The organism is Actinomadura sp. NPDC048032 (assembly GCF_040653175.1).
GTDB lineage: Bacteria > Actinomycetota > Actinomycetes > Streptosporangiales > Streptosporangiaceae > Spirillospora > Spirillospora verrucosospora.
Map to the genome: position 1 here is coordinate 1 of NZ_JBEZJP010000028.1, position 26477 is coordinate 26477.

29 protein-coding genes are annotated in these 26477 nt (G+C 72.9%); 14 read left to right on the forward strand and 15 right to left on the reverse strand.

Annotated features, from left to right (window positions below; all coding sequences use genetic code 11):
* The 3 genes from AB0C69_RS06465 to sucC all read right to left on the reverse strand — a co-directional run.
* On the reverse strand, positions 1-683 hold a 683-nt coding region (locus tag AB0C69_RS06465), incomplete at its 3' end, for a DUF6350 family protein (RefSeq protein WP_360350553.1).
* Positions 684-853: 170 nt separating this feature from the next.
* Positions 854-1741, reverse strand: a complete 888-nt coding sequence (gene sucD / locus AB0C69_RS06470) for a succinate--CoA ligase subunit alpha (RefSeq protein ID WP_345176661.1) — start codon at positions 1739-1741, stop codon at positions 854-856.
* A gap of 2 nt (positions 1742-1743) precedes the next feature.
* Entirely contained in the window at positions 1744-2925 is a 1182-nt protein-coding gene (sucC, locus tag AB0C69_RS06475; protein ID WP_353835752.1) for an ADP-forming succinate--CoA ligase subunit beta, read from the reverse strand.
* A 306-nt stretch (positions 2926-3231) separates the two neighbouring features.
* Between sucC and AB0C69_RS06480 the strand changes: the two genes are divergently transcribed.
* Entirely contained in the window at positions 3232-4740 is a 1509-nt protein-coding gene (locus AB0C69_RS06480; protein ID WP_360350558.1) for a glycoside hydrolase family 15 protein, read from the forward strand.
* 9 nt (positions 4741-4749) lie between these two features.
* Here AB0C69_RS06480 and AB0C69_RS06485 read toward each other — a convergent pair whose 3' ends face one another.
* The gene (locus AB0C69_RS06485; protein ID WP_360350561.1) at positions 4750-5517 is read right to left on the reverse strand and encodes a TSUP family transporter; all 768 of its coding nucleotides are present in this window, start codon (positions 5515-5517) and stop codon (positions 4750-4752) included.
* A gap of 109 nt (positions 5518-5626) precedes the next feature.
* The gene (locus AB0C69_RS06490; RefSeq protein WP_360350564.1) at positions 5627-6172 is read right to left on the reverse strand and encodes a GNAT family protein; all 546 of its coding nucleotides are present in this window, start codon (positions 6170-6172) and stop codon (positions 5627-5629) included.
* A 50-nt stretch (positions 6173-6222) separates the two neighbouring features.
* On the opposite strand from AB0C69_RS06490, the gene AB0C69_RS06495 reads away from it, so the two are divergent.
* The 3 genes from AB0C69_RS06495 to AB0C69_RS06505 are packed head-to-tail and all read left to right on the forward strand — an operon-like array spanning position 6223 to position 7868.
* A complete protein-coding gene (locus AB0C69_RS06495; RefSeq protein WP_360350567.1) occupies positions 6223-6843 on the forward strand; it encodes a TetR/AcrR family transcriptional regulator in 621 nt (206 codons plus the stop codon).
* 7 nt (positions 6844-6850) lie between these two features.
* Positions 6851-7402: a hypothetical protein gene (locus tag AB0C69_RS06500; RefSeq protein ID WP_360350570.1), complete on the forward strand. Its 552-nt coding sequence runs from the start codon at positions 6851-6853 to the stop codon at positions 7400-7402.
* Positions 7374-7868, forward strand: coding sequence for a MaoC family dehydratase (locus AB0C69_RS06505; protein WP_360350573.1), 495 nt, complete (start codon positions 7374-7376; stop codon positions 7866-7868). Before AB0C69_RS06500 ends, AB0C69_RS06505 begins: the two co-directional genes overlap by 29 nt.
* Here AB0C69_RS06505 and AB0C69_RS06510 read toward each other — a convergent pair whose 3' ends face one another.
* Positions 7869-9077 (reverse strand): MFS transporter, encoded by a 1209-nt coding sequence (locus AB0C69_RS06510; RefSeq protein WP_360350576.1) that lies wholly within the window; start codon positions 9075-9077, stop codon positions 7869-7871.
* A gap of 55 nt (positions 9078-9132) precedes the next feature.
* Here AB0C69_RS06510 and AB0C69_RS06515 point away from each other — a divergent pair, with 55 nt between their 5' ends.
* Positions 9133-9876 (forward strand): helix-turn-helix transcriptional regulator, encoded by a 744-nt coding sequence (locus AB0C69_RS06515; protein WP_360350579.1) that lies wholly within the window; start codon positions 9133-9135, stop codon positions 9874-9876.
* Positions 9877-9893: 17 nt separating this feature from the next.
* Here the strand turns inward: AB0C69_RS06515 and AB0C69_RS06520 are convergent, their stop codons facing one another.
* On the reverse strand, positions 9894-10721 hold the full coding sequence (locus tag AB0C69_RS06520; protein ID WP_360350582.1) for an alpha/beta hydrolase: 828 nt from the start codon (positions 10719-10721) through the stop codon (positions 9894-9896).
* A 189-nt stretch (positions 10722-10910) separates the two neighbouring features.
* On the opposite strand from AB0C69_RS06520, the gene AB0C69_RS06525 reads away from it, so the two are divergent.
* On the forward strand, positions 10911-11072 hold the full coding sequence (locus AB0C69_RS06525) for a DUF6817 domain-containing protein (protein WP_360350585.1): 162 nt from the start codon (positions 10911-10913) through the stop codon (positions 11070-11072).
* Positions 11073-11233: 161 nt separating this feature from the next.
* On the opposite strand, the gene AB0C69_RS06530 is transcribed toward AB0C69_RS06525, so the two are convergent.
* Positions 11234-11863 carry a helix-turn-helix domain-containing protein gene (locus tag AB0C69_RS06530; RefSeq protein WP_360350588.1) on the reverse strand — a complete coding sequence of 210 codons (630 nt, stop codon included), beginning with the start codon at positions 11861-11863 and terminating at the stop codon, positions 11234-11236.
* A gap of 75 nt (positions 11864-11938) precedes the next feature.
* Here AB0C69_RS06530 and AB0C69_RS06535 point away from each other — a divergent pair, with 75 nt between their 5' ends.
* Positions 11939-12769 (forward strand): class I SAM-dependent methyltransferase, encoded by an 831-nt coding sequence (locus tag AB0C69_RS06535; protein WP_360350591.1) that lies wholly within the window; start codon positions 11939-11941, stop codon positions 12767-12769.
* A 17-nt stretch (positions 12770-12786) separates the two neighbouring features.
* Here the strand turns inward: AB0C69_RS06535 and AB0C69_RS06540 are convergent, their stop codons facing one another.
* The gene (locus AB0C69_RS06540; RefSeq protein ID WP_345176628.1) at positions 12787-13119 is read right to left on the reverse strand and encodes a cupin domain-containing protein; all 333 of its coding nucleotides are present in this window, start codon (positions 13117-13119) and stop codon (positions 12787-12789) included.
* Between the two features lie 71 nt (positions 13120-13190).
* Here AB0C69_RS06540 and AB0C69_RS06545 point away from each other — a divergent pair, with 71 nt between their 5' ends.
* On the forward strand, positions 13191-14186 hold the full coding sequence (locus AB0C69_RS06545; RefSeq protein ID WP_360350595.1) for a helix-turn-helix domain-containing protein: 996 nt from the start codon (positions 13191-13193) through the stop codon (positions 14184-14186).
* On the opposite strand, the gene AB0C69_RS06550 is transcribed toward AB0C69_RS06545, so the two are convergent.
* On the reverse strand, positions 14183-14803 hold the full coding sequence (locus tag AB0C69_RS06550; RefSeq protein ID WP_360350598.1) for a dihydrofolate reductase family protein: 621 nt from the start codon (positions 14801-14803) through the stop codon (positions 14183-14185). The two genes, AB0C69_RS06545 and AB0C69_RS06550, sit on opposite strands and share 4 nt — an antisense overlap.
* A 122-nt stretch (positions 14804-14925) precedes the next feature.
* A complete protein-coding gene (locus AB0C69_RS06555) occupies positions 14926-16095 on the reverse strand; it encodes an epoxide hydrolase family protein (protein ID WP_360350601.1) in 1170 nt (389 codons plus the stop codon).
* A 62-nt stretch (positions 16096-16157) separates the two neighbouring features.
* On the opposite strand from AB0C69_RS06555, the gene AB0C69_RS06560 reads away from it, so the two are divergent.
* The gene (locus AB0C69_RS06560; protein ID WP_360350604.1) at positions 16158-17153 is read left to right on the forward strand and encodes a WYL domain-containing protein; all 996 of its coding nucleotides are present in this window, start codon (positions 16158-16160) and stop codon (positions 17151-17153) included.
* A 30-nt stretch (positions 17154-17183) separates the two neighbouring features.
* Here the strand turns inward: AB0C69_RS06560 and pcrA are convergent, their stop codons facing one another.
* Positions 17184-19439: a DNA helicase PcrA gene (pcrA, locus tag AB0C69_RS06565; RefSeq protein ID WP_345176617.1), complete on the reverse strand. Its 2256-nt coding sequence runs from the start codon at positions 19437-19439 to the stop codon at positions 17184-17186.
* Positions 19440-19748: 309 nt separating this feature from the next.
* On the opposite strand from pcrA, the gene AB0C69_RS06570 reads away from it, so the two are divergent.
* Both AB0C69_RS06570 and AB0C69_RS06575 read left to right on the forward strand, forming a co-directional pair.
* Positions 19749-21191: a hypothetical protein gene (locus tag AB0C69_RS06570; protein ID WP_360350607.1), complete on the forward strand. Its 1443-nt coding sequence runs from the start codon at positions 19749-19751 to the stop codon at positions 21189-21191.
* A gap of 105 nt (positions 21192-21296) precedes the next feature.
* Complete coding sequence (locus tag AB0C69_RS06575) at positions 21297-21617, forward strand: protealysin inhibitor emfourin (RefSeq protein ID WP_360350610.1); 321 nt, start codon at positions 21297-21299, stop codon at positions 21615-21617.
* 75 nt (positions 21618-21692) lie between these two features.
* Here the strand turns inward: AB0C69_RS06575 and dhaM are convergent, their stop codons facing one another.
* Genes dhaM through dhaK form a run of 3 tightly spaced genes read right to left on the reverse strand, consistent with a single transcriptional unit; the run spans position 21693 to position 23720 of the window.
* Positions 21693-22079, reverse strand: coding sequence for a dihydroxyacetone kinase phosphoryl donor subunit DhaM (dhaM, locus tag AB0C69_RS06580; protein WP_345176610.1), 387 nt, complete (start codon positions 22077-22079; stop codon positions 21693-21695).
* Between the two features lies 1 nt (position 22080).
* Complete coding sequence (dhaL, locus tag AB0C69_RS06585) at positions 22081-22728, reverse strand: dihydroxyacetone kinase subunit DhaL (RefSeq protein ID WP_360350614.1); 648 nt, start codon at positions 22726-22728, stop codon at positions 22081-22083.
* The gene (gene dhaK / locus AB0C69_RS06590; protein ID WP_353834002.1) at positions 22725-23720 is read right to left on the reverse strand and encodes a dihydroxyacetone kinase subunit DhaK; all 996 of its coding nucleotides are present in this window, start codon (positions 23718-23720) and stop codon (positions 22725-22727) included. Before dhaK ends, dhaL begins: the two co-directional genes overlap by 4 nt.
* Before the next feature lie 99 nt (positions 23721-23819).
* On the opposite strand from dhaK, the gene AB0C69_RS06595 reads away from it, so the two are divergent.
* The 3 genes from AB0C69_RS06595 (at position 23820) to AB0C69_RS06605 (ending at position 26280) form a co-directional block, all read left to right on the forward strand.
* Entirely contained in the window at positions 23820-24800 is a 981-nt protein-coding gene (locus tag AB0C69_RS06595) for a nucleoside hydrolase (RefSeq protein ID WP_360350618.1), read from the forward strand.
* Between the two features lie 79 nt (positions 24801-24879).
* Positions 24880-25647 carry a PIG-L deacetylase family protein gene (locus tag AB0C69_RS06600; protein ID WP_360350621.1) on the forward strand — a complete coding sequence of 256 codons (768 nt, stop codon included), beginning with the start codon at positions 24880-24882 and terminating at the stop codon, positions 25645-25647.
* 177 nt (positions 25648-25824) lie between these two features.
* Positions 25825-26280, forward strand: a complete 456-nt coding sequence (locus AB0C69_RS06605) for an SRPBCC family protein (protein WP_345176603.1) — start codon at positions 25825-25827, stop codon at positions 26278-26280.
* Positions 26281-26477: the final 197 nt, after the last annotated feature.

Consider the following 26477-nt stretch of genomic DNA (forward strand, 5'->3'; position numbering starts at 1 on the left):
ACGGCGGCGACGAGGAAGCAGCCGACGAGCGCCTGCCACGCCGACGGCCGCACCTCCTCGGACGACGCCGCGAGCGCGAGCAGCCCGGCCAGCGCCGCGTACGGGGCGGCCAGCGCGACGCTCACGTGCAGGACCGCGGTGCGCTGCCGGTGCGGCAGCCCGGCCACCCGGATCATCCACCCGCCGCCCCGGTACAGCAGGACCCCGGGCAGGACGAGCACGCCGAGCGGAAGGAGCCCGAACCGCCCCTGCCCGTAGGAGAAGCCCGCGTGGTGCGAGACCAGCCAGAAGTTCACGGCCGTGCGGAACACCCCGGCCAGGCCGTGGCCGAGCGCGGTCTTCGGCGCGGCGATCCAGCCGATCAGCGTGATCGTGGTGAGCACCGCGAGCCCGATGCCGATGCACCACAGCGCCGCGACGAGCCCCGTCACGTACAGCGGCCTCGCGGGGACGGCCGGCGGGCGCCCGCGACCGGAGTCCGCGCCCGGCGGCGCGTCGGCCCGGCCCGCCTCGCCCGGCGGCGGCGGCGCGGCCTTCGGCGTGGCCGTCGCTCCCGCCCCCCTCGCCCCTGCGCCCTTCGACGGCGCGCCCTTCGACGGCGCGCTCTTCGTCGGTGCCGCTTTGGTCGGTGCCGCCTTCGACGGCTGCCGCTTCGCGCGCTGCCCGGGGGTCTTGTCGCTCACCGGTCCATGCTGGCACCGCGCCCGCCCCCGCAAGGCCCGCCCGCCCGGCGTGTCGCCTTTGCGATCACACCCGGCCGGGCGCCGCCACCGCGCCCCGCCGCGGCGGCCGGGACGCGAAAGACGCCCGGGCCGACGGGCGGCTCGGGCGTCTTTCGGGTGGTCCGGGGGGATCAGCGGTTCTGCATGATCTCCCGCATGAGGACGGCGGTCTCGCTCGGGGTCTTGCCGACCCGGACGCCGACCTTCTCCAGGGCCTCCTTCTTCGCCTGCGCGGTGCCGGCGGAGCCGGACACGATGGCGCCGGCGTGGCCCATGGTCTTGCCCTCGGGGGCGGTGAACCCGGCGACGTAGCCGACGACCGGCTTGGTCACGTGCTGCTCGATGTAGGCGGCGGCGCGCTCCTCGGCGTCGCCCCCGATCTCCCCGATCATCACGATGGCGTCGGTCTCCGGGTCGTCCTGGAACGCCTGGAGCGCGTCGATGTGGGTCGTCCCGATGACGGGGTCGCCGCCGATGCCGACGCAGGTGGAGAAGCCGATGTCGCGCAGCTCGTACATCATCTGGTAGGTCAGCGTGCCCGACTTGGACACCAGGCCGATGCGGCCGGGCGTCGTGATGTCGGCCGGGATGATGCCCGCGTTCGACTTGCCGGGGGACGCGATGCCGGGGCAGTTCGGCCCGATGATGCGGGTCTTGTCGCCCTTGGACTCCGCGTACGCCCAGAAGTAGGCGGTGTCGTGCACCGGGATGCCCTCGGTGATGACGACGCAGAGCGGGATCTCGGCGTCGATCGCCTCGACCACGGCGTCCTTGGTGAACTTCGGCGGGACGAACACGACGGAGACGTCAGCGCCGGTCTCCTGCATGGCCTCCCTCACGGTGCCGAACACCGGGAGGGTCGTGCCGTCGAAGTCGACCGTCTGCCCGGCCTTGCGGGCGTTCACGCCGCCGACGACCTGGGCGCCGGAGGCGAGCATCCGGCGGCCGTGCTTGGTGCCCTCGGAGCCCGTGATGCCCTGGACGATGATCTTGCTGTTCTCGGTGAGCCAGATGGCCATTGTCATGCACCTGCCGCTGCGAGTTCGGCGGCGCGCCTGGCCGCGTCGTCCATGGTGTCGACCTGCTGGACGCCGGGAAGCGCCGCGTCGTTGAGGATCCTGCGCCCGAGCTCGGCGTTGTTGCCGTCCAGCCGGACGACGAGCGGGCGGTTGACGGTCTCGCCGCGGTCGGCCAGCAGCTTGTAGGCCGACACGATGCCGTTGGCGACGGCGTCGCAGGCGGTGATGCCGCCGAAGACGTTGACGAAGACGGACTTGACGTCGGCGTCGGACAGGACGATCTCCAGCCCGTTCGCCATCACCTCGGCGGACGCGCCGCCGCCGATGTCGAGGAAGTTCGCGGGCTTCTGGCCGTTGAACTGCTCGCCGGCGTAGGCGACCACGTCGAGCGTGGACATGACGAGCCCGGCGCCGTTGCCGATGATGCCGACGCTGCCGTCCAGCTTGACGTAGTTGAGGTCCTTGGCCTTCGCCGCCGCCTCCAGGGGGTCGGCCGCGGCCTTGTCCTCGAGCTTCTCGTGGTCGTCCTGGCGGAACGAGGCGTTGTCGTCCAGGGAGACCTTGCCGTCGAGGGCCTTCACCTGGCCGTCGGCGGTGAGGATCATCGGGTTCACCTCGACGAGGGTGGCGTCCTCGTCGGTGAACACGGCCCACAGCCGCTCGATCAGCTCGGCGGCGCCGTCGAGGGCCTCCTGCGGGAGGCGGCCCTTCTCGGCGATCTCGCGGGCCCGGGCGCGGTCGACGCCCTCCAGCGGCGAGACCGGCACCATCGCCAGCCGGTCGTGCGGCACCTCCTCGATCTCCACGCCGCCCTCGACGGAGCAGATGGACAGGAAGGTGCGGTTGGCGCGGTCGAGCAGGAAGGAGAAGTAGTACTCCTGCGCGATCGCGCTGCCCTCCTCGACGAGGACCTTGTGGACCGTGTGGCCCTTGATGTCCATGCCGAGGATCTGGGTGGCGAGCTGCTCGGCCTCGTCGGCGGAGTCGGCCAGCTTCACGCCCCCGGCCTTGCCGCGGCCGCCGGTCTTCACCTGGGCCTTGACGACGACTTTCGAGCTTCCCGCGGCGAACAGCTCCGCCGCGATGGCCCGGGCTTCCTGGGGAGTATGGGCGACCTTGCCGGTGGGCACCGGTACCCCGTACTCGGCGAAGAGTTCCTTCGCCTGATGTTCGAACAGGTCCACGAGGGCGTCCTTTTACGGATCGACAGCCGAATGTGCGACCACACGAGTGGGCGTTACACGGGTGTCCGTGCGGCCGGCACTCTGCGGTCCGCTCCGTCGATGCAGCCTAGTCAACCCGCCTCGGTGGTGACGCCGCCGGGTCCACAAGTAACGCGGACTTCTCTTGTACGGGAGCGCCCCGGGCGGTAGGTGTGCTCATCCTCAGGGGAGGGCACGAGTGGCTCGTGAGGAGGATGAACCGATTGACGTAGTTTGATGTACTAATTCGGCGAGACGGCCAGGCGGACAGGGGGCGAACGCATGGCGATGGCGGAGAGACGGAACAGGTCCGTCGCGGAACCCGTCCCCGTCGCGTCCGTCTTCTCCGTCCCGCCGCCCGCGGGCGGGCCGACCACGCCGCGCCGGCGGGCCGCGCCGCGCGGCCGCTCGGGCGCCCGCAAGGTGCGGCGCACCGCGGGCCTGCTCATCGTGGCGGCGCTCGTCGCGACCGGCGGCGCCACCGTCCCCGAGCCGCCCGAGGCCGGCTGGGCGAGCCCCGGGCTCGTCGGCGGCGGCGGGTGGCCGTTCGCGGGCGTCCCGCTCTCCCCCGACCAGGCCGAGGGGGCCTCCTACCTGCCGGGAAGCTCGGTCGTCAGGCTCGCGGACGGGCGGGTCCGGCTCGTCCCGTCGGGCGGCGAGGCGCCGATCACCGTGGACGCCTCCGACCCGCGGGTGGACCGGGCGGTCCGGTCCGACGGCGCGTGGCTGGCGCAGGGGACCGTCCCGGGCGGCGCGACGAACGACGCCTACCGCGACATGGCGACGCGCGCCCTGCTCGACCTCCGGCTCCTCACCCGCCCGAACGGCGCGTCCCTCGCGTCCTGGTACTCGAAGTGGCGGTACTGCTGGCCCCGCGACTCCGCGTTCACCGTGGCAGCGTTCACCGCCACCGGGCATCCGGCCGAGGCGCGCCGCGTCCTGTACTTCCTCGCCCGGGCGCAGCACGACAACGGCATGTGGGCCGCGCGGTACAACGCCGACGGGACGGCCGTCGCGGACGGCCGCGCGCCGCAGCTCGACTCGCTCGGCTGGGTGCTGTGGGCGACGTGGTTCTACGGCGTCCGGACCGCGGACCAGGACGACCTGCCCACGCTGTGGCCGATGGTGCGGCGCGCCGCCGACCACCTGGCGCGCTCCCTCGACGCCGAGGGGCTGCCGCCCGCCTCGTCCGACTACTGGGAACGCGACCACCGGCGCGAGCAGGACCCGCGCCGCCCGACGCTCGGCGTGGTCGGCCCCGCGCTGGCGGGGCTGCGCGCGGCGGCCGACCTCGCCCGGATGCGCGGCGAGGGCGCCAAGGCGACGCAGTGGCGGCACGCCGCGCGGCGGCTCTCGGACGCGGTGGCCAGGCAGTTCGCCCCCTACGGCTACCCGCGCTCCCCCGTCCCCGGCGGGCTGATGGACACCTCGGTGACATTTCTCGCACCGCCGTTCGCGCCGGCCGATCCGGGCGTCACCACCGCGATCGCGGACGCCGCGCGCAAGCAGGCGCTGCCGAACGGGGGCGTCCTGCCGGGCGAGCGCTGGTCGGGCGACCCCGACGTCGCCTGGACGCCGGAGACCGCGCTGTTCGGGCTCAACGCGGCCGCGTCGGGCCGGAGGGACGAGGCGCTGCGGCGGCTCGACTGGCTCTCGGCGCACCGCACGTCCCTGGGCGTCCTGCCGGAGAAGGTCGGCGTGACGGGCAGGCCCGCGGGCCCGGCTCCCCTGGGCTGGACGGCGTCGCTGGTCCTGCTGAGCCTTTCCGCGCTGGACCGGCCGCTCCCCGTCCCGTGAGGTGAGGCCCTAGCCGAACTGCTCGTACCCGAGCTTCAGCACGAGGGCTGAGACGACGCAGAGCAGGACGGCCCGAACGAATCCGGCACCGCGGTTGATCGCCATGTGGGCGCCGAGCTGCGCCCCGACGATGTTGCAGACCCCCATGGCCAGCCCGATGGCCCACAGCACGTGGCCCTGCGCCGCGAACACCGCGAGGGCGCCCAGGTTCGTGCCGGTGTTGATGATCTTCGAGGTGGCGGAGGCGTCGACGAAGTCCATGCCGAGCAGCACGGTGAAGGCGATCACCAGGAACGTCCCGGTGCCCGGCCCGAGGAGCCCGTCGTAGAAGGCGATCGCGACGCCCGGGACGAGGACGGCGGCGGCGACCCGGCGGCGCGTCCGCAGCACCGGCCGCGGGAGCCGGCCGAGGTTCGGCCTGAGCACCACGATCGCGGCCACCGCCAGCAGGACGACCATGATGACGGGTTTCAGCACGTCCGAGGAGATCGCCGCCGCGCAGACGGCGCCGCCGGCGGCACAGCAGACCGCGAGCAGGCCCGCCGGGAGGGCCACCCTGACGTCCGGCTTGGCCTTGCGCGCGTAGGCGACGGCGGCGGACGCGGTGCCCGCGATCGAGCCCAGCTTGTTGGTGGCGAGCGCGGTCGCGACCGGCTGCCCGGGGTTGAGCAGCAGCAGCGCGGGCAACTGGATCAGCCCGCCGCCTCCCACCACGGCGTCGACCCAGCCCGCCGCGACGGCGGCGGCCAGCAGCAAGACGACCTGCTCGGCGTGCACGGGGGCTCCCGGGGGTAAGGAGTGAAACTCAGATCACCGATTACCCTAGCGGGCCGCCTCCTCCGGCCGGCGGCCGCCTCCCCCGCCCCCCCCCGGCACGCCGCTCCCTTCAGGAGGTCGGCCACTCGCCGGCGAGCACCGCCCAGACCTGGACGTCGCGGCGGTCGCCGTCGAGGACGAACGCCTGGCGCAGGACGCCCTCGCACGTCATCCCGAGGCGCTCCGCCACGGCCGCGCTCGCGGTGTTGCGCGGGTCGCACAGCCACTCCACCCGGTGCATCCCCCGCACGCCGAACGCCCAGTCGATCATGATGCGGACGGCCTTGGTGATCAGCCCGCGCCCCCGGACCTCGGCCGCGAGCCAGACGCCCGCCTCGCAGACGCCCTGCGCGGCGTCGAACGTCCGGAAGACCGTGCCGCCCTGGAGGACCCCCTCCACCCAGATGCCGTAGAGGCGGCCCTCGTCCCTGGCCTGCCTGTGGGCGTAGGCCTGGAGGAGCTCGCGGGCGCTCGCCTCGTCCACCACGGTCCGGGCCCAGGGGATGTACTGGTCGATCTCTCCGCGGACCCGGTCGGCGTGCTCGGCGAACTCGGCCGCCTGCCAGGGCTCGAACGGGCGCAGCTCGGCGCCCTCGGCGAGCGTGCGAGCGAACATGGGACCTCCCGGGGAGTACGTACCGAACGTTTGTTATGTATTCTACGGGCATGCCCGCCCGAGGTGATCACGACGCCCGCCGCCAGGACGTGTCCGAGGCCGTCTGGCGCGTCCTGGCGGGCCGCGGCTTCGGCGGCCTGACCCTGCGCGCGGTCGCGACGGAGATGGGCGCGTCCACCGGACTGCTCACGCACTACTTCCCGAACAAGAGGGCCCTCGTCGCCTACGCCCTCGACCTCGCCGAGGAGCGCACCGCGAACCGCCCCCTCCGCGAGGCCCCGCCCGGCCTGGCGTCCCTGCGCGCCGCACTCCTGGACGTCCTGCCGCTGACCCCCGCCGCGTCGGCCATGAACCGGATCTGGGTGAGCTCCTGGGACGTCGCGCTGGCCGATCCCGAACTCGGCGAGCGCCAGCGGCTCCGCTACGAGAACTGGCGCGCGCGGCTCCGCCCCCACGTCGCCGCCGCCGTCGAGCGCGGCGAACTGCCCGCGGGGCCCGGCCCGGACGACACCGTCGCGGCCGCCGCCGCGTTCACGCACGGCCTGGTCGTCCACGCCCTGTTCGCCCCGGACGCCTACCCGCCCGCCCGCCAGGCCGCGATGCTGGACGCCTTCCTGGCCGCACTGGCCGCGCCGGCCGGCCTCCCCGCGACTCCCGGCGGGGAGGGATGATGTCCCGATGACCGAGCCGCGCACGCTGCGCTGCCCCCGCCACCTCGGCATGATCCTCGCCGGGGTCGCCATCGCCGCCCTCTTCGGCGTCGTGGCGGTCCAGAAGGCCCTCGACGGCGCCGGCGCCCCGGCATGGGCCGCCGCAACCGCCTGCCTCGCCCTCGCGGCCGGAGCCGTCCCCCTGCTGCGGACGCGCATGATCCTGGACGCGGAGGCCCTCACCCTCGTCACGGGTTACGGCCGCCGCCGGTTCGCGTGGACGGAGATCACCGAGATCAGCGCGGACGCCTACCAGGGCTTCTGGCTGCTCCAGGTCCGGTCGGAGGAACGCGAGCGCCAGGCCGCCTTCTTCCCCGTCCGGCCGGCGTCGATGCCCGTGGACCAGGGCACCCGCTTCCGTGAGCCGTCCGGCGACACCCCCTACGGCCTCTACCGGCTGCACGCCGAGCTCAGCGAGGAATGGCGGCGCCTCGCCCCGCCCCGCGCGAGGAGCCGCGGCGGCCCGGACTCCGCTGGGCCATCCTGGTCCCATGACGATCAGGACCCGCGCCCTCGGTGACGACTTCGCCGCCCCCATCGACGACCGCTATCTCGAGGACTACACCGCCGGCACGACCTACGAGTACGGCCACGTCACCGTGGACGAGGCGGAGATCGTCGAGTTCGCCCGCCGCTTCGACCCGCAGCCCATCCACGTGGACCCGCAGTTCGCCGCCTCCGGCCCGTTCGGGGGCATCATCGCCAGCGGCTGGCACACCGGCTCGATCATGATGCGGCTGTTCGCCGACCACTTCCTGTCCCGGGTCGCCAGCCTCGCCTCCCCCGGCGTGGACGAGCTGCGCTGGCCCGCTCCCGTCCGTCCCGGCGACACCCTGCGCCTGCGCGTCGCCGTCCTGGAGGTCCGCCCGTCCCGTTCCAAGCCGGACCGGGGCGTCGTCAGCACCCGCGCCGAACTTCTCAACCAGGACGACCAGGTCGTCCTGCACACCCTGCCGGCGAACCTCCTGGGCCGCCGCACGGCCTGATCACCGCGCGCCCTCCCGCGCCGGCGGCGGCGCGGCGGCGGGCGCCGGGACCGCGGGCTCGGGCAGCGTCCGGAACAGCAGCCAGGCCAGCGCGGGCAGCGCGATGAGCGGCGCGAGGGCGACGCGCAGCGACGCGGCGTCGGCGACGGCTCCGAGGACGGGGCTCGCGAGTCCGCCGACGCTGACGGTCAGGCCGAGGGTGACGCCGCCGGCGGTGCCGACGCGCGTGGGCAGGTAGTCCTGCCCGAGGGTGACCTGCAGCGAGAACGGGACGTAGAGGCCGGCGGAGGTCAGCGCGACGAACAGGTAGAGCGCCGGGCCGGGCACGAGCACGATGCCCGCGACGGCGACCACGGTCAGCAGGTACGACCAGCGCACGACGGTGACCCGGTCCCAGCGGGCGGCCAGGGAACCGCCCGCCACGGTGCCCACGGCGCCCCCGACGTACAGGACGAACAGCGCCGCCGTGCCCGCCGCCACTCCCCCTCCAGTGCGCTGCCGCGCGTAGAACGAGATGAACGTGCTCAGCCCCACGAACACGATCGATCGGCAGACCACGGCGAGCGACAACTTGATGAAGGAGCGTACGTCGTCCACACCGACCGTCGTCGCCGCGCGCGCGCCGGAGGCCGTCCCCTCAAGGGCGCGCAGGACGGGCAGGCACACGACGCTGCCCACGAGCGCCGGCACCACGAGGAACGGCGTGCAGCGCAGGCCGCCGGTCGCGACGACCGCCGCGACCAGAAGCGGCGCGAGCGCGAACCCGACGTTGCCGCCGACGGAGAACCAGCTCATCGCCGTGTGGCTCCCCCCGCTCGCCTTCCGCGCGACCCGGGCGGACTCGGGGTGGTACGCCGCGACCCCGATCCCGGAGATCGCCACGAAGGCCAAGGTGAGGGCGTAATCGCCGCTGAGGCCGCTCAGAGCGATCCCCGCTCCCCCCAGAAGCGTGCTCAGCGGAAGCAGCCAGGGCATCGCCCACCGGTCGGTGAGCGCCCCGAACAGCGGCTGCGCCACCGAGGACAGCAGCGACGCGGCGAGCACGATGCCCGAGGCGGCCGCGTAGGTGTAGGCGCGCTCGGCCACGAAGAACGGGACGAGCGCCGTCACGGACCCCTGGTAGACGTCCACGCACGCATGTCCGGCGGACAGCAGGAAGACCGGCCGCCCGTCCCGCCGACGGGTCGCTTCTCTTGGACTCGATGACACGTCCCTCATGCTCGCGCCGGAGACCGGTGTCGGACTTCCGATAACCTGCCAACCAATGCAGGAAAGCCGCCATCAACCGATCGCGCCGACCCGAGCGCGCTCGCTGGCGCCGGGCGCCGCCATCGACGCCCACCGCCACGACGACCACCAGATCGCCTACGCCGGACGGGGCGTGGTCGCCGTCACCACCGGCGCGGGCTCCTGGGTGGCGCCCGCCGACCGCGCCATCTGGATCCCCGCCGGGGCCGTCCACGCCCACCAGGCCCACGGCGAGCTCGAACTCCACCTGGTCGGGCTGCCCGCGACCCACAACCCGCTCGGGCTGGACGAGCCGGCGGTGCTCGGGGTCAGCCCCCTGCTGCGCGAACTGATCCTCGCCTACACCCGCGACCCGGACGGCGACACCCCCGCCCGGGTCCGGCTGCGCGCCGTCCTGCTGGACCAGCTGCGCGTCTCGTCCCAGCAGCCGCTGCACCTGCCCGCCCCGACCGTCCCGCAGCTCAGGGCGCTGTGCGGCATCCTGCACGCCGACCCCGCCGACAACCGCACGCTCGCCGAACTGGGCAGGGAGGTCGGCGCGAGCGACCGCACCCTCTCCCGGCTCTTCCGGAGCGACCTCGGGATGACGCTCCCGCAGTGGCGCACCCAGCTGCGCCTCTACCACGCCCTGATACTCCTGGCCGAGAACACCCCGGTGACCACCGTGGCCCACCAGTGCGGCTGGTCGTCCGCCAGCAGTTTCATCGACGTCTTCCGCCGTGCCTTCGGCCACACCCCGGGCGCCCACCACCCCGCGTGAGCGGCTCCGGGGACGGGTCAGCCCTTCAGGAAGTCCAGCAGGTCGGCGTTGAACCTCTCCTTGTCGCCGGGCACGAGCGCGATCCCGTGCGAGGACCCCTCGTACACCTTCAGGTCGGCGTTCGGAATGATCTCGACGGCCTTGCGGGCGGTCGCGTCGATCGGGACGATCTGGTCGTCGTCGCCGTGCACGATCAGCGTCGGGACGTCGAACTTGCGCAGATCCTCGTGGAAGTCGGTGAAGCCGAAGGCATCGACGCACTTCACGCTGGCCTGGAGGCTCTCCTGCATGCCCATGAACCAGAACGCGTCCCGGTTGCCCTGGGTGACCTTGTTGCCCGGCCGGTTCGCGGAGAAGAACGCCTCCGAGGCGTCCTTCCAGTACTGCGAGCGCTCGCGCAGGATGCCGTTCTTGATGTCTTCGAACGCCTGCTCGGGCACGCCCTCGGGGTTGTCGCCGGTCTTGAGCATGGACGGCGTGATCGCCGACAGCAGGACGGCCTTGCGGACCCGCCCGGTGCCGTGCCGCCCGATGTAGCGGGCCAGCTCGCCGCCGCCCATCGAGTGCGCGACCAGCGTGACGTCCCGCAGGTCGAGCCGGTTGATCAGGTCGTTGAGGTCGTCGGCGAAGGTGTCGAAGTCGTAGCCGTCGAACGGCTGGCTGGAGCGCCCGTGCCCCCGGCGGTCGTGGGCGATGCCGCGGTAGCCGGCGTCGGCCACCGCCTTCATCTGGTCCTCCCACGCGTCGGCGTTCAGCGGCCAGCCGTGGATGAAGAGCACGGGCTGCCCGCTGCCCCAGTCCTTGTAGAAGATCTCGTTGCCGTCGCGAGTGGTGACGAATGCCATGCTCGAACCCCCGTAGCGTCTCGTGGACACATCGGCCGGACCGACCGCGCCCCAGCGACGAAACGGCCGTCCGGCAACCAGCCGCACCGATACCCTCACGACCGCCCAGAACGCCCAATGGGCAGTCGAAGTGTCTTTACCTCCAAGCCCAGCCTTGGGGAGATCGAACGGAATCCATGGATTGGGCCAGTGCCGCCGACCTCCTGCGCGCGGCCCGCCCTTCGTCTTGCTGGACTGTGCCACGCCTTCTACGGAACCGACGGTTTCCCCGTCGCGCTCGGCTCCGTTCGCCGGCGCCAGGAACTGAGCGAGGTCATCGGCACCGAAGCCGAGGACCTCGTCCACCTCTAGCCTGCTGCGACCGCGTCCGCACGTACCCGTCCCTGCACCAGCCCGACGGCGCCTTCACCGACCGCTTCACCGGGTCGGTGACTCGTCCCTCACCGGGGCGGCGCCGGGTACCCCCGCAGGCATGATCGCTCGCGGCGCCGCGAGCGGCCGGCGGTTCTCGTTCAGGTGCACAGCTGGGCGGCCAGGGTGGCGTGGGCCCACTCCTCCCAGGCGTCCGGCGCCCAGCCGCGGTCCTGGACGAAGAGCAGGTACAGCTGCGGGCTGAGCAGGCCGAACAGCAGGTCGGCGGCCAGCTCGGCGGACACGCCGGGGCGCGCGTCGGGCTTGCCGACCAGTGCCTCGGCCGCGGCGCGCTGCACGGTGTAGCGGGGGTCCGGCCCGTCGGGCCACTGGGCGGCGATCTGCGGGTCGGCGGCGCCGGCGGCCGCGATCATCGACATGATCGGGGCGACCCGGCCGAGGATCTCGGCGGTGCCGCGCACGTGCTCGCGCAGCTGGACGGCCGCGGTGGGCGCGGCGCACGCGGCGCGGAACCACTCCCGCTCCATGGTGGCGACCGGCTCGGCGTCCCCGGCGATGGACGCGTCCACGACGTCCTTGAACAGCGCGCGCTTGGTGCCGAAGACGAAGTACACCGTCTGGACGGCCACCCCCGCGCGGTCGGCGACCTCCTGAAGGCTCGTCGCCCCGTAGCCCTGCGCGACGAAGAGCTCCCGCGCCGCCTCGATGACCTTCGCCCGGGTGCGGCGGGAGCGCTCGGCCCGCTTGTCCGGCCGCTTGACGGTGTCCATGGCGGGAGTATATCTCTAGAGTTCATCACTAGAGTTAACCTCTAAAAAGTTCGGACCCGCAGCGAAGGAGACAGGATGCACACCGTCGTCAACGTCCAGCAGGCCGAGGCGTGGAACGGGTGGGAGGGGGCGGCCTGGGCCGACGACGCCCCGCGGTACGACGCGATGATGGGCGGCTTCAACCGGCCCCTCCTGGACCGGGCCGCGATCGGCGAGGACGAGACCGTCCTGGACATCGGATGCGGCACCGGGCAGCTCACCCTGCTCGCCGCGCGCCGGGCGGCGCGGGCGGTCGGCGTCGACATCTCCGGCCCCATGCTGGCCCGCGCCCGCGCCGACGCGGCGGAGCGGGGCATCGCCAACGTGCGGTTCGACCAGGCCGACGCGCAGGCCCACCCCTTCGACGAGGAGGGCTTCGACGTCGTCGTCAGCCGCGGCGGCGTCATGTTCTTCGCCGATCCCGCCGCCGCGTTCGCCAACATCGCCCGCGCGCTGCGGCCCGGCGGCCGGATGGCGTTCATCGTGCCGCAGGCCGGCGGCCCCGACAGCGAGTACGCCAGGGCCACCGCCGCTCTCGCGCCGCTGATGCGCCGCCCCTCGCCCGCGGCCCGCGGCATGGGCTCCCTGTCCGACCCCGACCGCATCCGCCAGGTACTGCACCAGGCGGGGCTGACGGACGTGGACACGAGCCCCGTCCAGGCGCCGATGGACTACGGCCGCGACCCCGGCGACGCCGCGGACTTCATCCTCAGCCAGGGCCCGGTCCGCTACAACCTCCAGGACGCGGACCAGACCGCTGTCACGCGCGTCCGCCAGGAGCTCCAGGAAGGACTCGCGGCCTACGAGACTCCGGGCGGCATCCGCATCCGCGGCTCCGTATGGCTGGTGAGCGCCACCCGCCCCTGACGTCGATCGCGGCCTGGTCAGCCTTCCGGATAGAAGAGGAAAAGGGTGCAGCCGGTCGACGTCTGCGGGACGTGGGAAGAACCCGCGGGGGCATGGATGAACGAGCCGGCCGGGTAGTCCCGGTCGCCGTCGTTGAAGGTGCCGGAGACCACGAAGACCTCCTCAGGGCCCGGTTCGTGGACGTCGACCCCCTCCCAGCACGTGTTCGGATCCATCTGCAGGACGAAGGCCTTCGCGCCGTCGTCGCCCTGCCACAGCGGCCGCAGCCGGATGCCCGGGAAGAGTTCGCGGACCGGGGCGTCCTGAACGCTCGCCCACACATAGCCGGGCATGCTCTGTTCCGTCGTCATGGGGCCAGCCTGGCGACCGGCGCCGCGTCCGGCCGAGTGTCAGGAAAGACATCTTGCGGTACTTTCATGCCATGCATCGCGTGGCGGCGCTCGTCCACCCACCCCAGTCGACCTTCGAGCTCGGCTGCGCGGCCCAGATGTTCGGCGTCGAGCGCGCCGGGCTTCCGGTCCGGTACACCTTCGGCGTGTGCACGGAGCACCCCGGCCCCGTCGCGACGCTGGCCGGGTTCGACATGCTCGTGGCCGAGGGGCTGGAGGCGCTCGACGCGGCCGACACCGTGGTCGTCCCGGGCTGGCTGCCCGCCGGCAGGCCGCCGTCCCCCGCGGTCGTGCACGCCCTGCGCCGCGCGCACTCCCGCGGCGCGCGAGTGGTCAGCATCTGCTCCGGCGCCTTCGCCCTGGCGCACGCCGGCCTCCTGGACGGGCGGAAGGCGACCACCCACTGGGCCCTGGCCGGCGAGTTCGCCGCCCGCTTCCCGCACGTCCAGGTCGACCCGGACGTTCTCTACGTCGACCACGGCGACGTCGCCACCAGCGCCGGAGCCGGAGCCGGCATCGACCTGTGCATGCATCTGATCCGCTCCGACCAGGGCGCCCGGTACGCCGCCCACGTCGCGAGGACCATGGTGATGCCGCCCCACCGCGAGGGCGGCCAGCTCCAGTACTCGGCGCCGCCGCGCCCCGCGCAGATCGACGGCACGCTGGCGCCGCTCCTGGACTGGATCGCCGAGCGGCTCGGCGAACCCGTGACCATCGAGACCATGGCCGCGCACGCGGGCGTCTCCACCCGCACCCTCGCCCGCCGGTTCGCCGAGCAGCTCGGCACCAGCCCCGGGCACTGGCTGCTCACCCGGCGCATCGCCGCGGCCCAGGACCTGCTGGAGTCCTCCGACCTTCCCCTGGACGCCATCGCCCGCCGCTCCGGCCTCTCCTCGGCCACCAACCTGCGCAGGCGCTTCCTCACCGCCCTGGGCACGACACCGGGCGCCTACCGCCGCACCTTCCGCACTCAAGCGGATTCCGCAGGCGCCCCGGCGTCGTCCAGCACGCAGCCGCCGGAGAGCTAGGCGTCGTCGGACTGGGGAAGGCTCGCCTTGGCCGTCTCGTAGTCGCCGCTCGGGGCCTCGTCGTCCAGGCGGTAGACGAGGTGGACCACGCCGGTGCCGAAGGTCTCGGAGGAGACGAGCTTCAGCGGCAGCGGCGCGTCGGCGTCCTCGAACAGCCGCATCCCCTTGCGCACGGCGATCGGGTGGACCAGCAGGTGCAGCTCGTCGAGCAGGCCCGCTTCCAGAAGCGCGCGGACGACCGAGACCGAACCGCTCATCGCGATGTCCGACGTGCCCGGTTCCTTCTTCAGCGCGGTCACGGCCTCGACGAGGTCGCCCCGGAGCAGCTCGGAGTTGCGCCAGGTGAAGTCGAGGTCCTGGCCGGACACCACGATCTTGCGGGCGTCTCCGAGCTTCCTGGCGAAGTCGGCGTCCTCACCGCCGGCCTTCTCCCGGTCCGGCCACGCGCCCGCGAAGCTGTCGTAGGTCCTGCGGCCGAGCAGGAGGGTGTCGGCCGACCCCATCTGGGCGTCGACGGCCTGGCCCATCTCCTCGTTGAAGTACGGGAAATGCCAGTCCTGCGGGTCTTCGACGACTCCGTCGAGCGAGATGAACAACCCTGCGGTGATCTTCCGCATCCTGCGACTCCTTCGACAGCCCGGTGGACAAGGTGCTCACAGGATTCGACCACCGCCACCCCCGAAACTCATCGGTTCCGGCTGCATCCGGCCGTACGCACTGCCGCCCCGGCGCGGCGGCCTCACCTGAGGGAGCGGCTGAAGAGCCGGACGTCCTCCACCAGCAGCTCCGGCACCTCCATGGCCGCGAAATGGCCGCCCCGGTCATACTCCGACCAGTGCTCGACAGAGCCGTCCGGGTCCATCAGGGAGCGGATGGTGGTGTCCGCGGCGAAGACCGCGACCCCCACCGGCACATCCGGCTTCGGGGCGGGCCCGCTCTGCTGCGCCGCGAAGGCCTTCCATGCCCGCATGCCGTCGTAGACGGCGTGCGCGGAGGACGCGCCGGAGCCCGTGAACCAGTAGAGGCTCACGTTGGCGAGAAGCTGGTCCCGGTCCACCGCCGCGTCGGGGAGGTCGATCGCCGGGTCCGTCCACTCGCGCACCTTCTCCACGATCCAGGCCAGCTGGCCGACCGGCGAATCGTTCAGGGAGTACGCCAGCGTCTGCGGTCGCGTCGACTGCAGGGCCAGGTAACCGGTCCCCTCCTCCCTGAACTCGTTGAACTTCTGCGCCCGGGCCCGGTCCGCTCCCGAGAACCGCTCCGGCTCAAGGGCGGGCCCGAACGGCGGGGCAGCGCCCGTCCCGGACAGGTGGACGCCGGCGACCTGCCCCGGAGCGACCATCGGGAGCATCCCCGCCACCCCCGAGCCGACGTCCGTTCCCTGCGCGACGTACCGCTCGTATCCGAGGCGGCGCATCAGTTCCGCCCACATCCGCGCGACGCCGAAGAGGTTGAAGCCCGCCTCGCCGATCGGGTTGGAGTATCCGTAGCCCGGAAGCGAGGGCAGGACGACGTGGAAGGCGTCGCGGGGATCGCCGCCGTGGGAGCGGGGATCGGTCAGCGGCCCGACGGCCTTCATGAACTCGACCGGCGAACTGGGCCAGCCGTGCGTGAGCACGATCGGGAGCGCGCCCGGCTCCGGCGACCGCGCGTGGAAGAAGTGGATCGTCTGGCCGTCGATCTCGGTCGTGAACTGCGGGATCTCGTTCAGCGCCGCCTCCTGCGCCCGCCAGTCGAACCCGGCGGCCCAGTACTCGGCGAGTTCCCGCAGGTATCCGGCCGGCACGCCGCGGCTCCAGTCGTCCACCCCCACGGCCGCCGGCCAGCGCGTCGCGGAGATCCGGGCTCGCAGGTCCTCGATCTCGGCGGCCGGGACGTCGATGCGGAAAGGACGGATGTCGTTCGTCATGGGAAACACGCTACGGGCCAATGCGGAACAGATCGTTCCGCGATTCGCGGCATCATGGAGCGATGATGCGAACCTCGGTCCGGCTGCTGCGGCTGCTGTCCCTCCTCCAGGCCCGGCGCGACTGGACCGGGCCCGAGCTGGCGGAACGCCTCGACGTCACCACCCGGACCGTCCGCAACGACATCGAGCGCCTGCGGGAGCTCGGGTATCCGGTGGACGCGGCCCCGGGGGTCGGAGGCGGCTACAGCCTCGGCACGGCCGCCGTGCTGCCGCCGCTGCTGTTCGACGACGACGAGGCGGTCGCGGTGGCGATCGGGCTCCGGACGGCGGCGACCGGCGCGGTCTCCGGCATCGAGGAGAGCTCGGTCCGCGCGCTCGCCAAGCTGGAGCGCCTCCTGCCGTCGCGGCTGCGCCGCCGCGTCGGCGCGCTCGCCTCGGCGACGGTCGCGCTGCCCGGCTCGCAGCCGCCGGTGGACGCGGCCGTCCTGACCGCGATCGCCGCCGCCTGCCGGGACCACGAGCGCCTGCGCTTCGACTACCGCACGCACGGCGGCGCGACCGGGCCCCGCGTGACCGAACCGCACCGCCTGGTCGCCTCCGGCCGCCGCTGGTACCTCCTCGCCTGGGACCTGGAGCGGGACGACTGGCGCACCTTCCGCGTCGACCGCGTCGTCCTGCGTCCGCCCGCCGGCCCCCGGTTCACGCCCCGGGACATGCCGGACGAGGACGTCGCGACCCGCATGGCCTCCGGCCTCGCGCAGGCCACGTGGGCCTACAGAGCGCGGGTCGTGGTCAACGCGCCGGCCACCGAGATCGCGGCTCGGCTGCCCGCCGGCCTCACGGTCGAACCCGGCGAAGACGACACCTGCGTCGTGGAGGTCGGCTCCGACGACCCGTCCATGCTCACCGTCTACCTGGGCATGCTGGGCGCCGACTTCCGGATCGACGAGACCGCGAACCCCGAACTCGCCGACCATCTGCGCGCCCTCGCCGCCCGCTACACCCGCGCCACCGCCCCCGGCCCCAACGCGGGCACGCCGGGAACGTCACCGGCGTAGGCGCCTGCCTCGCGCCGCTGGAAACTGGGGTCAGAGCTTCTCGATGGTGGCGAAGCGAAGGACCAGGGTGCGGACGCCGTAGTCGCCGCCGAAGTCAACGCTGGCCTTCTCGCCCTTGTCGTAGACGGAGACGACGGTGCCCAGCCCGAAAGCGTCGTGGGTGACCTTGTCGCCTGGCGACAGGGACGGGACCGGACGGTTTCCCGGTGAGCGGGTTCCCGGGCGTTCCGCCATCCGCGACATGGCGGAGCCGGACGTGGAGGACGCCTCGCGTTCCCACTCGACGAGGGACTTCGGGACCTCGCCGAGGAAGCGGGACGGCGGGTTGACCTGCGGCGCTCCCCACGAACTGCGCATCGTGGCCCGGGAGACGTAGAGGCGCTGCCGGGCGCGGGTGATGCCGACGTAGGCGAGACGGCGTTCCTCTTCGAGCTCCTTGGGGTTGCTCATGGCGCGCAGGTGCGGGAAGACCCCGTCCTCCATGCCGGTGAGGAAGACGACCGGGAATTCGAGGCCCTTCGCGGTGTGCAGCGTCATCAGGGTGACGACGCCGTGCTCGCTTTCTTCGGGCTGCTCTCCCGGCGGCACGGGCCCGCCCTTCGCGCCCCCGGGAATGGAGTCGGCGTCGGCGACGAGGGCGACCTGCTCCAGGAACTCGGGAAGGCGGCCCTCGGCGGACTCCCCGTCGAGGCGCTCTTCGAACTCGCGGGCGACGGCTTCGAGCTCCTGGAGGTTCTCGATGCGGGTCTCGTCCTGCGGGTCCTTGGACGCCTGGAGCTCGGCCAGGTAGCCGCTGGCCTTCAGCACCTCGGCGATCAGGTCGGCGGGGGCGAGCGACTCGGCGGCGGCGCGCAGCTCGTCCAGCAGGGCGACGAAGTCGCGGACGGCGTTGAGCGAGCGGGTCGCCATGCCGGGGACGTCCTCGGGCGTCCGGAGGGCCTGCCAGAACGAGATGCGCTCGCGGGACGCGTACGCCTCGACGCAGGCCTCGGCGCGGTCGCCGATGCCCCGCTTGGGGACGTTCAGGATGCGGCGCAGGGAGACGGTGTCCTCGGGGTTGGCGAGGCAGCGCAGGTAGGCGAGCGCGTCGCGGATCTCCTTGCGCTCGTAGAACCGGACGCCGCCGACGACCTTGTACGGCAGCCCGACCCGGATGAAGACCTCTTCGAAGACACGGGACTGCGCGTTGGTGCGGTAGAAGATGGCGACGTCGCCGGGACGGGCCTCGCCGTCATCGGTGAGCCGGTCGACCTCGCGGGCGACGAACGCGGCCTCGTCGTGCTCGTTGTCGGCCACATAACCGGTGATCTTGTGGCCCTCGCCCTGGTCGGACCAGAGCTTCTTGGGCTTGCGGTCGGCGTTGCGCTCGATGACGGCGTTGGCGGCGGACAGGATCGTCTGCGTGGAGCGGTAGTTCTGCTCCAGCAGGATCGTGGTGGCGTCGGTGTAGTCGCGCTCGAACTCGAGGATGTTGCGGATGGTCGCGCCGCGGAAGGCGTAGATCGACTGGTCGGCGTCGCCGACGACGCACAGCTCGGCGGCCCCGACGCCCTCCACCGGCGCGGTCAGCTCGCGGACGAGCTCGTACTGCGCGTGGTTGGTGTCCTGGTACTCGTCCACCAGGACGTGCCGGAAGCGGCGCCGGTAGTGCTCGGCGGCCTCCGGGAACACCTGCAGCAGGTTGACCGTCATCATGATCAGGTCGTCGAAGTCCATGGCGCCGGCCTGCTGGAGCCGCGCCTGGTACATCTCGTAGGCCTCGGCGAGCGTCTGCTCCATGTGCGTGGACGCCCGCGCCTTGAACGTCTCGTAGTCGATCAGCTCGTTCTTCAGGTTGGAGACCTGGGCGCTGAACGACTTCGGCGGGTAGCGCTTGGGATCGAGGTCGAGCTCCCGGCAGACGAGCGCCATCAGCCGGTTCGCGTCGGCCTGGTCGTAGATCGAGAAGCTCGTGGGGAAGCCGAGACGCTTGGCCTCGCGGCGCAGGATCCGGACGCACGCGGAGTGGAACGTCATCACCCACATGGCCCGCGAGCGCGGCCCGACGAGGGCGTCGACCCGCTCCTTCATCTCGGCGGCGGCCTTGTTGGTGAAGGTGATCGCCAGGATCTGGCCGGGGTGCACCTCCCGCTCGCCGAGCAGGTGGGCGATGCGGTGGGTGAGCACCCGGGTCTTGCCCGAGCCTGCGCCGGCGACGATCAGCAGGGGGCTGCCGGAGTGCACGACGGCGGCGCGCTGCTGCGGGTTGAGGCCGTCCAGCAAGGGGTGAGCTTCGGTCTTCGACATCACGTGCGAGTCTACGGCGCTGCGCGGACGTTTTCGGCGCGTCCGCCGAGCCGGGGTGTCCGGCCGGGCCGTACCTCCTCCGAGCTCGCCCGGGGGCCCGGAGGCAGCATGTGGACAGATGGGATGCCTTTTGGACACGGTGGGTTGACTCGATCTCGCGTTCCGGCGGACGTTGAAGATGAGGCGGACACCGATCGGGCTCCGGCCCGTACTCGGAGTGCAAGGCCCTTATTTGCATCCCCGCATGTCCGCGCACAGCGGCGCAGAGTCAGCAGGGACTCGCGCACTGTCACAGGGGAGGTGGCTTCGATGACCCACCAGCAGGAACTCCAGACGCAACTCGACGCCGAGATCGTCGTACCCGCGCAGTGGACGGGACGCGCGTCCCAGGCGGCGGCTCCGCCGGTTCCGCGTTCCGTCCCGCGCCCGGTGCCGGTTCCCGTGCCGGCGCAGCCCGGCCACAGGTTCCTGATCTACAAGCAGGACCCGTCGGTCACCGAGCTCGGCGCGCGGCTGACCTACATCCCGACCGTGGTGCTGAACGGCCCGATGGACGTGCGCGTCCAGACCGAGTTGCCGGGCGTCACCCCGGTCGCCCGCAACATCGACGGCGACTTCGTGTTCACTCCCGGGACCCCGCAGTTCGACTGCGCGCACACGTTCGCGGTGGTCCGGGAGACGATCGCCATGTACGAGCGCCACAACGGCGGGGTCCCGATCCCGTTCGCGTGGAACGTCGGGGGCAACACCGAGCGCATCACCGTCTTCCCGCACGCCGCCGAGGGCGCGAACGCGTTCTACACGCGGACGGCCAAGGCGCTGAAGTTCCTTTTCTTCACGCCGAAGGGACAGCCTCCGCAGAACGTGCTCTACACGTGCCAGTCCCTCGACATCGTCGCGCACGAGACCGGCCACGCGGTCCTGGACGGCCTCAAGCCCGGCTGGCTGTCGGCGGACGCGCCGCCGCAGACCGGCGGGCTGCACGAGTCGTTCGGCGACATCACGGCGATCTTCCTGGCCCTGGCGCAGCCGGACCAGGCGGACGCGCTCGTCGCGCTCACCAAGGCGAACCTGCACGACAGGTCGTTCCTGGCGGAGCTGGCCGAGCAGTTCGGCCAGGCGCTCGGCATGCCGTCCGGGCTCCGCAACGCCGACAACGACCTCAAGCTCAGCGAGGTCGGCAACGAGGTGCACGCGATCTCGCAGGTGTTCACCGGCGCGATCTACGACATCCTCGCCGACGTCTACACCTTCGAGATGAGCCGGCAGCAGCGCACGAAGGACGCGACGATCGTGCTGATCGAGACCGCGTCCGCGCTGTGCAAGCTCGTGTTCGACGCGATCGTCGCGGCCCCCGCGACCGGCGCCCGGTACGTGGACGTGGCGAACAGGATGCTCCAGGCCTCGGCGAGCCGCGGCGACCCGGCCGTCTACCGGACGTTCATCCGCAACCGGTTCGCCGTCCGGGAGATCACGACGGCGGCGACGCCGCTGCGCGACCTGATGAGCGGGCAGATGGCGATGACCGAGGCCGCGTACACCGGGGACGGCCAGGACGTCACCGAGGTCGAGCCGCACGACGAGAACTCGGCGAGCCTGCTGGCCGCCCAGGACCGGTCGCGCTGCTGCGGCACCATGCAGATGCCCGAGTACCGGCTCGTCCCCGAGGAGAAGCTGGCCCAGGGCGGTCCGCTGGACAACGACGACATCCTCCGGAGCCAGCTGGACGAACTGCGCAGCACGTTCGGCTAGCGGCACCGGCCGGGCGGTCGCCGGGCGGCACCGTTCGGGAGGTAGCGACCCGCGGCGAGCGGGTAGCGAGCAAGGAGCAGGCCAGTCGACGGGGAGGTGCGCGGGATGCGCGTGACGATCGAGAGCACCGGCGGTTTCACCGGCCAGAGCGCCGTCGTCGCGCAGTACGACACCGCGACCCTCCCCGCCGGACAGGCCGGCCGCGTCCGCGACGCCGTGGACGCGCTGGCCGCCGCGCACGCCCGGGGCGAGCCCGGCGAGATCGGCGCCGACCTCCCCGCGTACCGGATCACGGTGTCCGGGGACGGAGGCGAGGAGTACGGGGCGGAGGGGGAGCCGCGCGTCTACGAGGTGCGGGGCGACCCGACCGCCGGGGTCGCCTCCGTCCTGGGCACCCTCCTCGAAGGCCCCGACGCCACCCCCTGACGAACCCGCGGAACGTCCCGGCCGCGCGGCGCCGCGGTGAGGCCGGGGCGCCGCCGGCCGGGCACGGACGCGGGGTCAGCTCGTCTTGCGGTGGTCGCGGGCGGATTCGGCCGCGGCGTGGACCGCGGCGAGGTCCGCGCCGGTCGCGGCCATGGACGCGGCGGCGACGGCGCCCTCGACCAGCGGGGCGTCCGCGAGCAGGACGTCGTCTCCCTCGGCGTCCTCGATGAGCATCTTGGCGGTCAGCACGGAACTGCCGAGGTCGGCGAGCAGCACGACGCCGTCGCCCCCGTTCGCGGCGGCGACCGCCTGCTCGACGAGGTCGATGCTCGTCCCGAGACGCCCTTCGGAATCTCCTCCGGCGGGTTCGACGACGGCCTTGCCGACGCCCATGGCGCGGGCGACCTCGGCGACGCCCTCGGCGAGCGTCCGGCTGTGGGAGATGATGACGATGCCGACCATGTCACGCCACCCCCGCGGATTCCGCGACGTCGGCGAGGGCTTCGAGCACCAGGGCGGTGGACGACGCGCCGGGGTCCATGTGCCCCTCGCTGCGCTCGCCCAGGTAGCTCGCCCGGCCCTTGCGCGCCCGCATCGGGACGGTGCCGTCCGCGCCCTTCGCGGCGGCCTCGGCGGCGGCCCGCGCGCATCCGGCGAGGCCGGAGCCGTCCGCCAGGGCCGCCTCGTACGCCGCGACGGCCGGAGCCAGCGCGTCGACCATCGTCTTGTCGCCCTCGGCGGCCTTCCCGAGATCCTGGACGCCCTCCAGGGCGGCACGGAGCGCGGCGCCGAGCGCGGCGTCGTCCACGTCGGCGGCGTCGCCGAACGCCTTGCCCGCGCGGCGCAGCGCCGTCCCGTAGAGGGGGCCGGACGCGCCGCCGGTCTTCGACACGATGGCCCGGCCGGCCGCGATCAGCACCTTCCCCGGCGGGGCGTCCCCGGGCAGCGCCTCCACGGCGGCGCGGAAGCCGCGGTCGAGGTTGAGGCCGTGGTCGCCGTCGCCGATCGCCGCGTCCAGCCGCGTCAGCCGCTCGGCGTCGGCGGACACCCGTTCGGCCGTCCGCCTGATCCAGGCCGCGAAGTCCCCCGCGTCCATCGAGTCCGCGCTCATCGGCCCCACCGCAGCCCCGGCGTCTCGACGGGCGCGTCCCACAGGCGGACCAGCTCGGGCGTCACCCGGCACACGCTGATCATGCAGCCCGCCATCTCCAGGCTGGTCACGTACGGTCCGACCAGGCGGCGGACGACGGTCGCGCCGTGCCCCTCCAGCCATTCGGCGGCCGCCGCGTAGGCGACGTACTGCTCGATCAGCGGGGTGCCGCCCATCCCGTTGACCAGCACGAGCACCTCGGAACCCGACAGCGGCATGTCCGCGTCGATCGCGCTGAGCGCGGCGTCCACGATCTGCGCGGCGGTGCCGATCCTGACGCGTTCGCGGCCGGGCTCGCCGTGGATGCCGATGCCGAGCTCCATCTCGTCCTCGCCCAGCTCGAACGTCGGCGTCCCGGCCGCCGGGACCGTGCAGGACGACAGCGCCACGCCGAAGGACCTGCTGCGCTCGTTCACCTCCCGGGCCGCGGCCGCCACGTCCGCGAGCGGGGCCCCCTCCTCGGCGAGCGCCCCGGCGATCTTCTCGGCGAACAGCGTGGCGCCGGTGCCGCGCCGCCCGGCGGTGAACGTGCTGTCCTCCACCGCGACGTCGTCGTCGACGATGACGGACACGACCTCGATGTCCTCGTCCTCGGCGAGTTCGGCCGCCATCTGGAAGTTCATGACGTCGCCGGTGTAGTTCTTCACCAGGTGCAGCACGCCGGCGCCGCCGTCCACCGCCATCGTCGCGGCGATGATCTGGTCGGGGACGGGAGAGGTGAAGACCTCCCCGCAGCAGGCCGCGTCCAGCATCCCGTGGCCGACGAATCCGGCGTGGAGCGGTTCGTGCCCGGATCCGCCGCCCGAGACCAGGGCGACCTTCCCGGTGCGCGGGGCGTCCCCCCGGATGACGGTCCCGGTCCCCGGGTCGACCTTCAGCGACGGGTGCGCGGCGGCCAGCCCGCGCAGGGCGTCGGACACCACGTCCGCCGGGGCGTTGATGAGTTTGCGCATGTCTCAGGCTTACCCCGGCGAAGCGCCCCCTCCCAGGCCCAATCGCCGATCTTGCGAACCGGGGGTGCCCGGAGGCCCGCGCCCGCATAGGTTGCACCCGTGACGAAGGCACCGAAGATCCTTTATGACTGCGACACCGGCATCGACGACGCGATGACGCTGCTGTACCTCGCCTCGCTGGTGCGGGCGGGGAGGGCGGAGCTGGCGGCGGTCGGCACGGTGCACGGCAACATCGACCCGATGACCGGCGCGCTGAACACGCTGCGCGTCCTGGAGGCCGCCGGCGTCCCCGCGGGCGAGCCCGGGCCGGGAGGGCCCGTGGTGCCGGTCGCGGTCGGCGCCGCCCGGCCGATGGCGCAGGACGTCCACTACGCGCTCGACTGGCACGGCACCGACGGCCTCGGCGACACGCACCTCCCCGCGCCCGCGGGGCGCCCGGTCGCCGAGCCCGCCGCCGCGCAGATCGTCCGGCTGGCCCGCGCGATGCCCGGCGAGCTGACCCTGCTCGCGACCGGCCCGCTGACCAACCTCGGCTCGGCGCTGCTGCTGGACGGCGAGCTGCCGTCGCTGATCCGCGAGGTCGTGGTGATGGGCGGCGCGTTCGACCACCCCGGCAACATCACCACGCACGCCGAGGCGAACATCTGGCACGATCCCGAGGCCGCCGACCTGGTGTTCGCGGCGGACTGGCCGATCGTCCTGGTGCCGCTGGACGCGACGCACCCGACCGCCGTCCACGACGACTGGCTGGACAGGCTGGCCGCGCACGACACCCCCGTCGCCCGGTTCGCCGCGAACATCCTGGAGTTCTACGCGGACGCCTACACCCCCACCCTGAGGCGCCGGGGTGCCGTCATCCACGACGCCCTCGCCGCGATGCTGGTCGTCGACCCGGACCTCGGCGAGTACGTCCAGCGTCCGGTGCGGGTGGAGCTGCGGGGCGAGCTGACGCGCGGCACGACCGTGTGGGACGCCCGCTCGCTGCCCGCCGAGGACACCCGCCGTCCGGTGAAGGTGGCCGTGGGCAGCGACGTCGCGCGGTTCCAGGAGCGCCTGCTGTCGGCCCTGCTCACCTTCTGAGCGGGAGCCGCCTCCCGGCCGCCTCGGATCCGGTCACCCGGCGCACCCGGAACGTTCGCTGAAAGCACGGCGTCCGGGTATGCCGGGACCGTTGGCCGACCTTATTGTTGAAGATGTGACCAACGTTCTGGACGACAGCGAAGTGCAGCGGATCCTGGCCGTGATGGCGCACCCCGACGACGTCGACTTCGGCGCGGCCGGGACGGTGGCGCACTGGACGGACCGCGGGATCGAGGTCGTCTACCTCATGATCACCGACGGCGACGCGGGAGGCTTCGACGACGGCGTCACCCGCGAGGAGATGGCCGTCCTGCGCCGCGAGGAGCAGCGCGCCGCGGCCAAGTGCGTCGGGGTCGGCGACGTCCGGTTCCTCGGCTACCCGGACGGGCGGGTCGAGGTGGGCTTCGGCCTGCGCCGCGACATCGCGCGCGTGATCCGGCAGGTGCGCCCGGACCGGGTGCTGATGCCGAGCCCCGAGCGCAACTACGAGCGGATCTACCCCAGCCACCCCGACCACCGGGCCGTCGGCGCGGCCGCGCTCGACGCCGTCTACCCCGACGCCCGCAACCCCTACGCCTATCCGGAGCTGCTCGCCGACGAGGGCCTGGAGGCGTGGACGGCGCGGGAGGTGTGGCTGTCCGGCGGCCCCGAGGTGAACCACTACGTCGACATCACCGACCAGTTCGACCGGAAGGTGAACGCGCTGCGGGCCCACGCGAGCCAGACCGCCCACATGGGGGACGGCCTGCCGGAGATGCTGCGCGGCTGGCTCGCGGCCAACGCCGCCGCCGCGGGGCTGCCCGAGGGACGTCTCGCCGAGTCGTTCCAGGTCGTCGACACCGCCTGAGCCCCGCCACGACTCCCGGGGAACGCGACCCCCGGGTAATGCGCCGCCCTCGCAAAGGCTCACCGAAGCGGTCAGGTCACTCAAGTCTCGGTCACTTAGCAAATACAGTCTCTTACAAGCCGTAATCAGCCTCCGAGCGGGCATGTACCCCCATGTGACAGAACTCGGGGGGTCGTCATGCCGCGTGAGATCGAGGCCACCGCCACATCCGCCGCCGCGCCTGAGGTGATCTTCAAGCACGTCTGCGTGCCGGAGGCATGGGACGAGTGGGGCGGTTTCTGGACCAGGGTGCGGCGGGAGTCCGCCGGCGAGGAGCACCCGAACGGGCTCGGCGCCGTCCGGTACGTCCGGTCGTGGCGGGAGGAGGTCGTGGCCTGGGACCCGCCGCGGCACTACGGCTACATCGCGCTGGCCGGCCACCCGGAGCGGCGCCTTCGCGCCGACATCACCCTGGAGCCGCACTTCGCGGGCACGCTGATCCGCTGGCGCGGCGAGGTGGACGGCTTCCCGGGCACCGGACCGCTCACCAGCGCCGTCCTGCGTCGCCGCCTCGACGCGTACGCGCGCCGGTTGGCGCGGCATTCCGAGCGCTGCGAGCCGGGCTGCCCGGCCCGCCTGCCAGGCGCCCTCTAGGCCCACACGCCGCCCAGGCGCGCACCCCGGGGCGACACCTGCCCACGGGGACGCGCGCCCGCGAGCGCCTGCCCCTGAAGAGCCACGCAGAACCCGTCCGGCCGCGCACGACCAAGAACTCGTGCGCGGCCGATGAGTCGCGCACGGCTAGAGGGCTCACCTGCAGCCGGTAGGCCACGCGTTCATTCTTGGTTGGG

Coding starts and splice junctions, on each gene's coding strand:
- sucD (WP_345176661.1), bottom strand. CDS start 1,741: ATGGCCATCTGGCTCACCGAGAACAGCAAGATCATCGTCCAGGGCATC.
- AB0C69_RS06480 (WP_360350558.1), top strand. CDS start 3,232: ATGGCGGAGAGACGGAACAGGTCCGTCGCGGAACCCGTCCCCGTCGCG.
- AB0C69_RS06490 (WP_360350564.1), bottom strand. CDS start 6,172: ATGTTCGCTCGCACGCTCGCCGAGGGCGCCGAGCTGCGCCCGTTCGAG.
- AB0C69_RS06495 (WP_360350567.1), top strand. CDS start 6,223: ATGCCCGCCCGAGGTGATCACGACGCCCGCCGCCAGGACGTGTCCGAG.
- AB0C69_RS06500 (WP_360350570.1), top strand. CDS start 6,851: ATGACCGAGCCGCGCACGCTGCGCTGCCCCCGCCACCTCGGCATGATC.
- AB0C69_RS06505 (WP_360350573.1), top strand. CDS start 7,374: ATGACGATCAGGACCCGCGCCCTCGGTGACGACTTCGCCGCCCCCATC.
- AB0C69_RS06515 (WP_360350579.1), top strand. CDS start 9,133: ATGCAGGAAAGCCGCCATCAACCGATCGCGCCGACCCGAGCGCGCTCG.
- AB0C69_RS06520 (WP_360350582.1), bottom strand. CDS start 10,721: ATGGCATTCGTCACCACTCGCGACGGCAACGAGATCTTCTACAAGGAC.
- AB0C69_RS06530 (WP_360350588.1), bottom strand. CDS start 11,863: ATGGACACCGTCAAGCGGCCGGACAAGCGGGCCGAGCGCTCCCGCCGC.
- AB0C69_RS06535 (WP_360350591.1), top strand. CDS start 11,939: ATGCACACCGTCGTCAACGTCCAGCAGGCCGAGGCGTGGAACGGGTGG.
- AB0C69_RS06540 (WP_345176628.1), bottom strand. CDS start 13,119: ATGACGACGGAACAGAGCATGCCCGGCTATGTGTGGGCGAGCGTTCAG.
- AB0C69_RS06545 (WP_360350595.1), top strand. CDS start 13,191: ATGCATCGCGTGGCGGCGCTCGTCCACCCACCCCAGTCGACCTTCGAG.
- AB0C69_RS06550 (WP_360350598.1), bottom strand. CDS start 14,803: ATGCGGAAGATCACCGCAGGGTTGTTCATCTCGCTCGACGGAGTCGTC.
- AB0C69_RS06555 (WP_360350601.1), bottom strand. CDS start 16,095: ATGACGAACGACATCCGTCCTTTCCGCATCGACGTCCCGGCCGCCGAG.
- AB0C69_RS06560 (WP_360350604.1), top strand. CDS start 16,158: ATGATGCGAACCTCGGTCCGGCTGCTGCGGCTGCTGTCCCTCCTCCAG.
- pcrA (WP_345176617.1), bottom strand. CDS start 19,439: ATGTCGAAGACCGAAGCTCACCCCTTGCTGGACGGCCTCAACCCGCAG.
- AB0C69_RS06570 (WP_360350607.1), top strand. CDS start 19,749: ATGACCCACCAGCAGGAACTCCAGACGCAACTCGACGCCGAGATCGTC.
- AB0C69_RS06575 (WP_360350610.1), top strand. CDS start 21,297: ATGCGCGTGACGATCGAGAGCACCGGCGGTTTCACCGGCCAGAGCGCC.
- dhaM (WP_345176610.1), bottom strand. CDS start 22,079: ATGGTCGGCATCGTCATCATCTCCCACAGCCGGACGCTCGCCGAGGGC.
- dhaL (WP_360350614.1), bottom strand. CDS start 22,728: ATGAGCGCGGACTCGATGGACGCGGGGGACTTCGCGGCCTGGATCAGG.
- dhaK (WP_353834002.1), bottom strand. CDS start 23,720: ATGCGCAAACTCATCAACGCCCCGGCGGACGTGGTGTCCGACGCCCTG.
- AB0C69_RS06600 (WP_360350621.1), top strand. CDS start 24,880: ATGCCGGGACCGTTGGCCGACCTTATTGTTGAAGATGTGACCAACGTT.
- AB0C69_RS06605 (WP_345176603.1), top strand. CDS start 25,825: ATGCCGCGTGAGATCGAGGCCACCGCCACATCCGCCGCCGCGCCTGAG.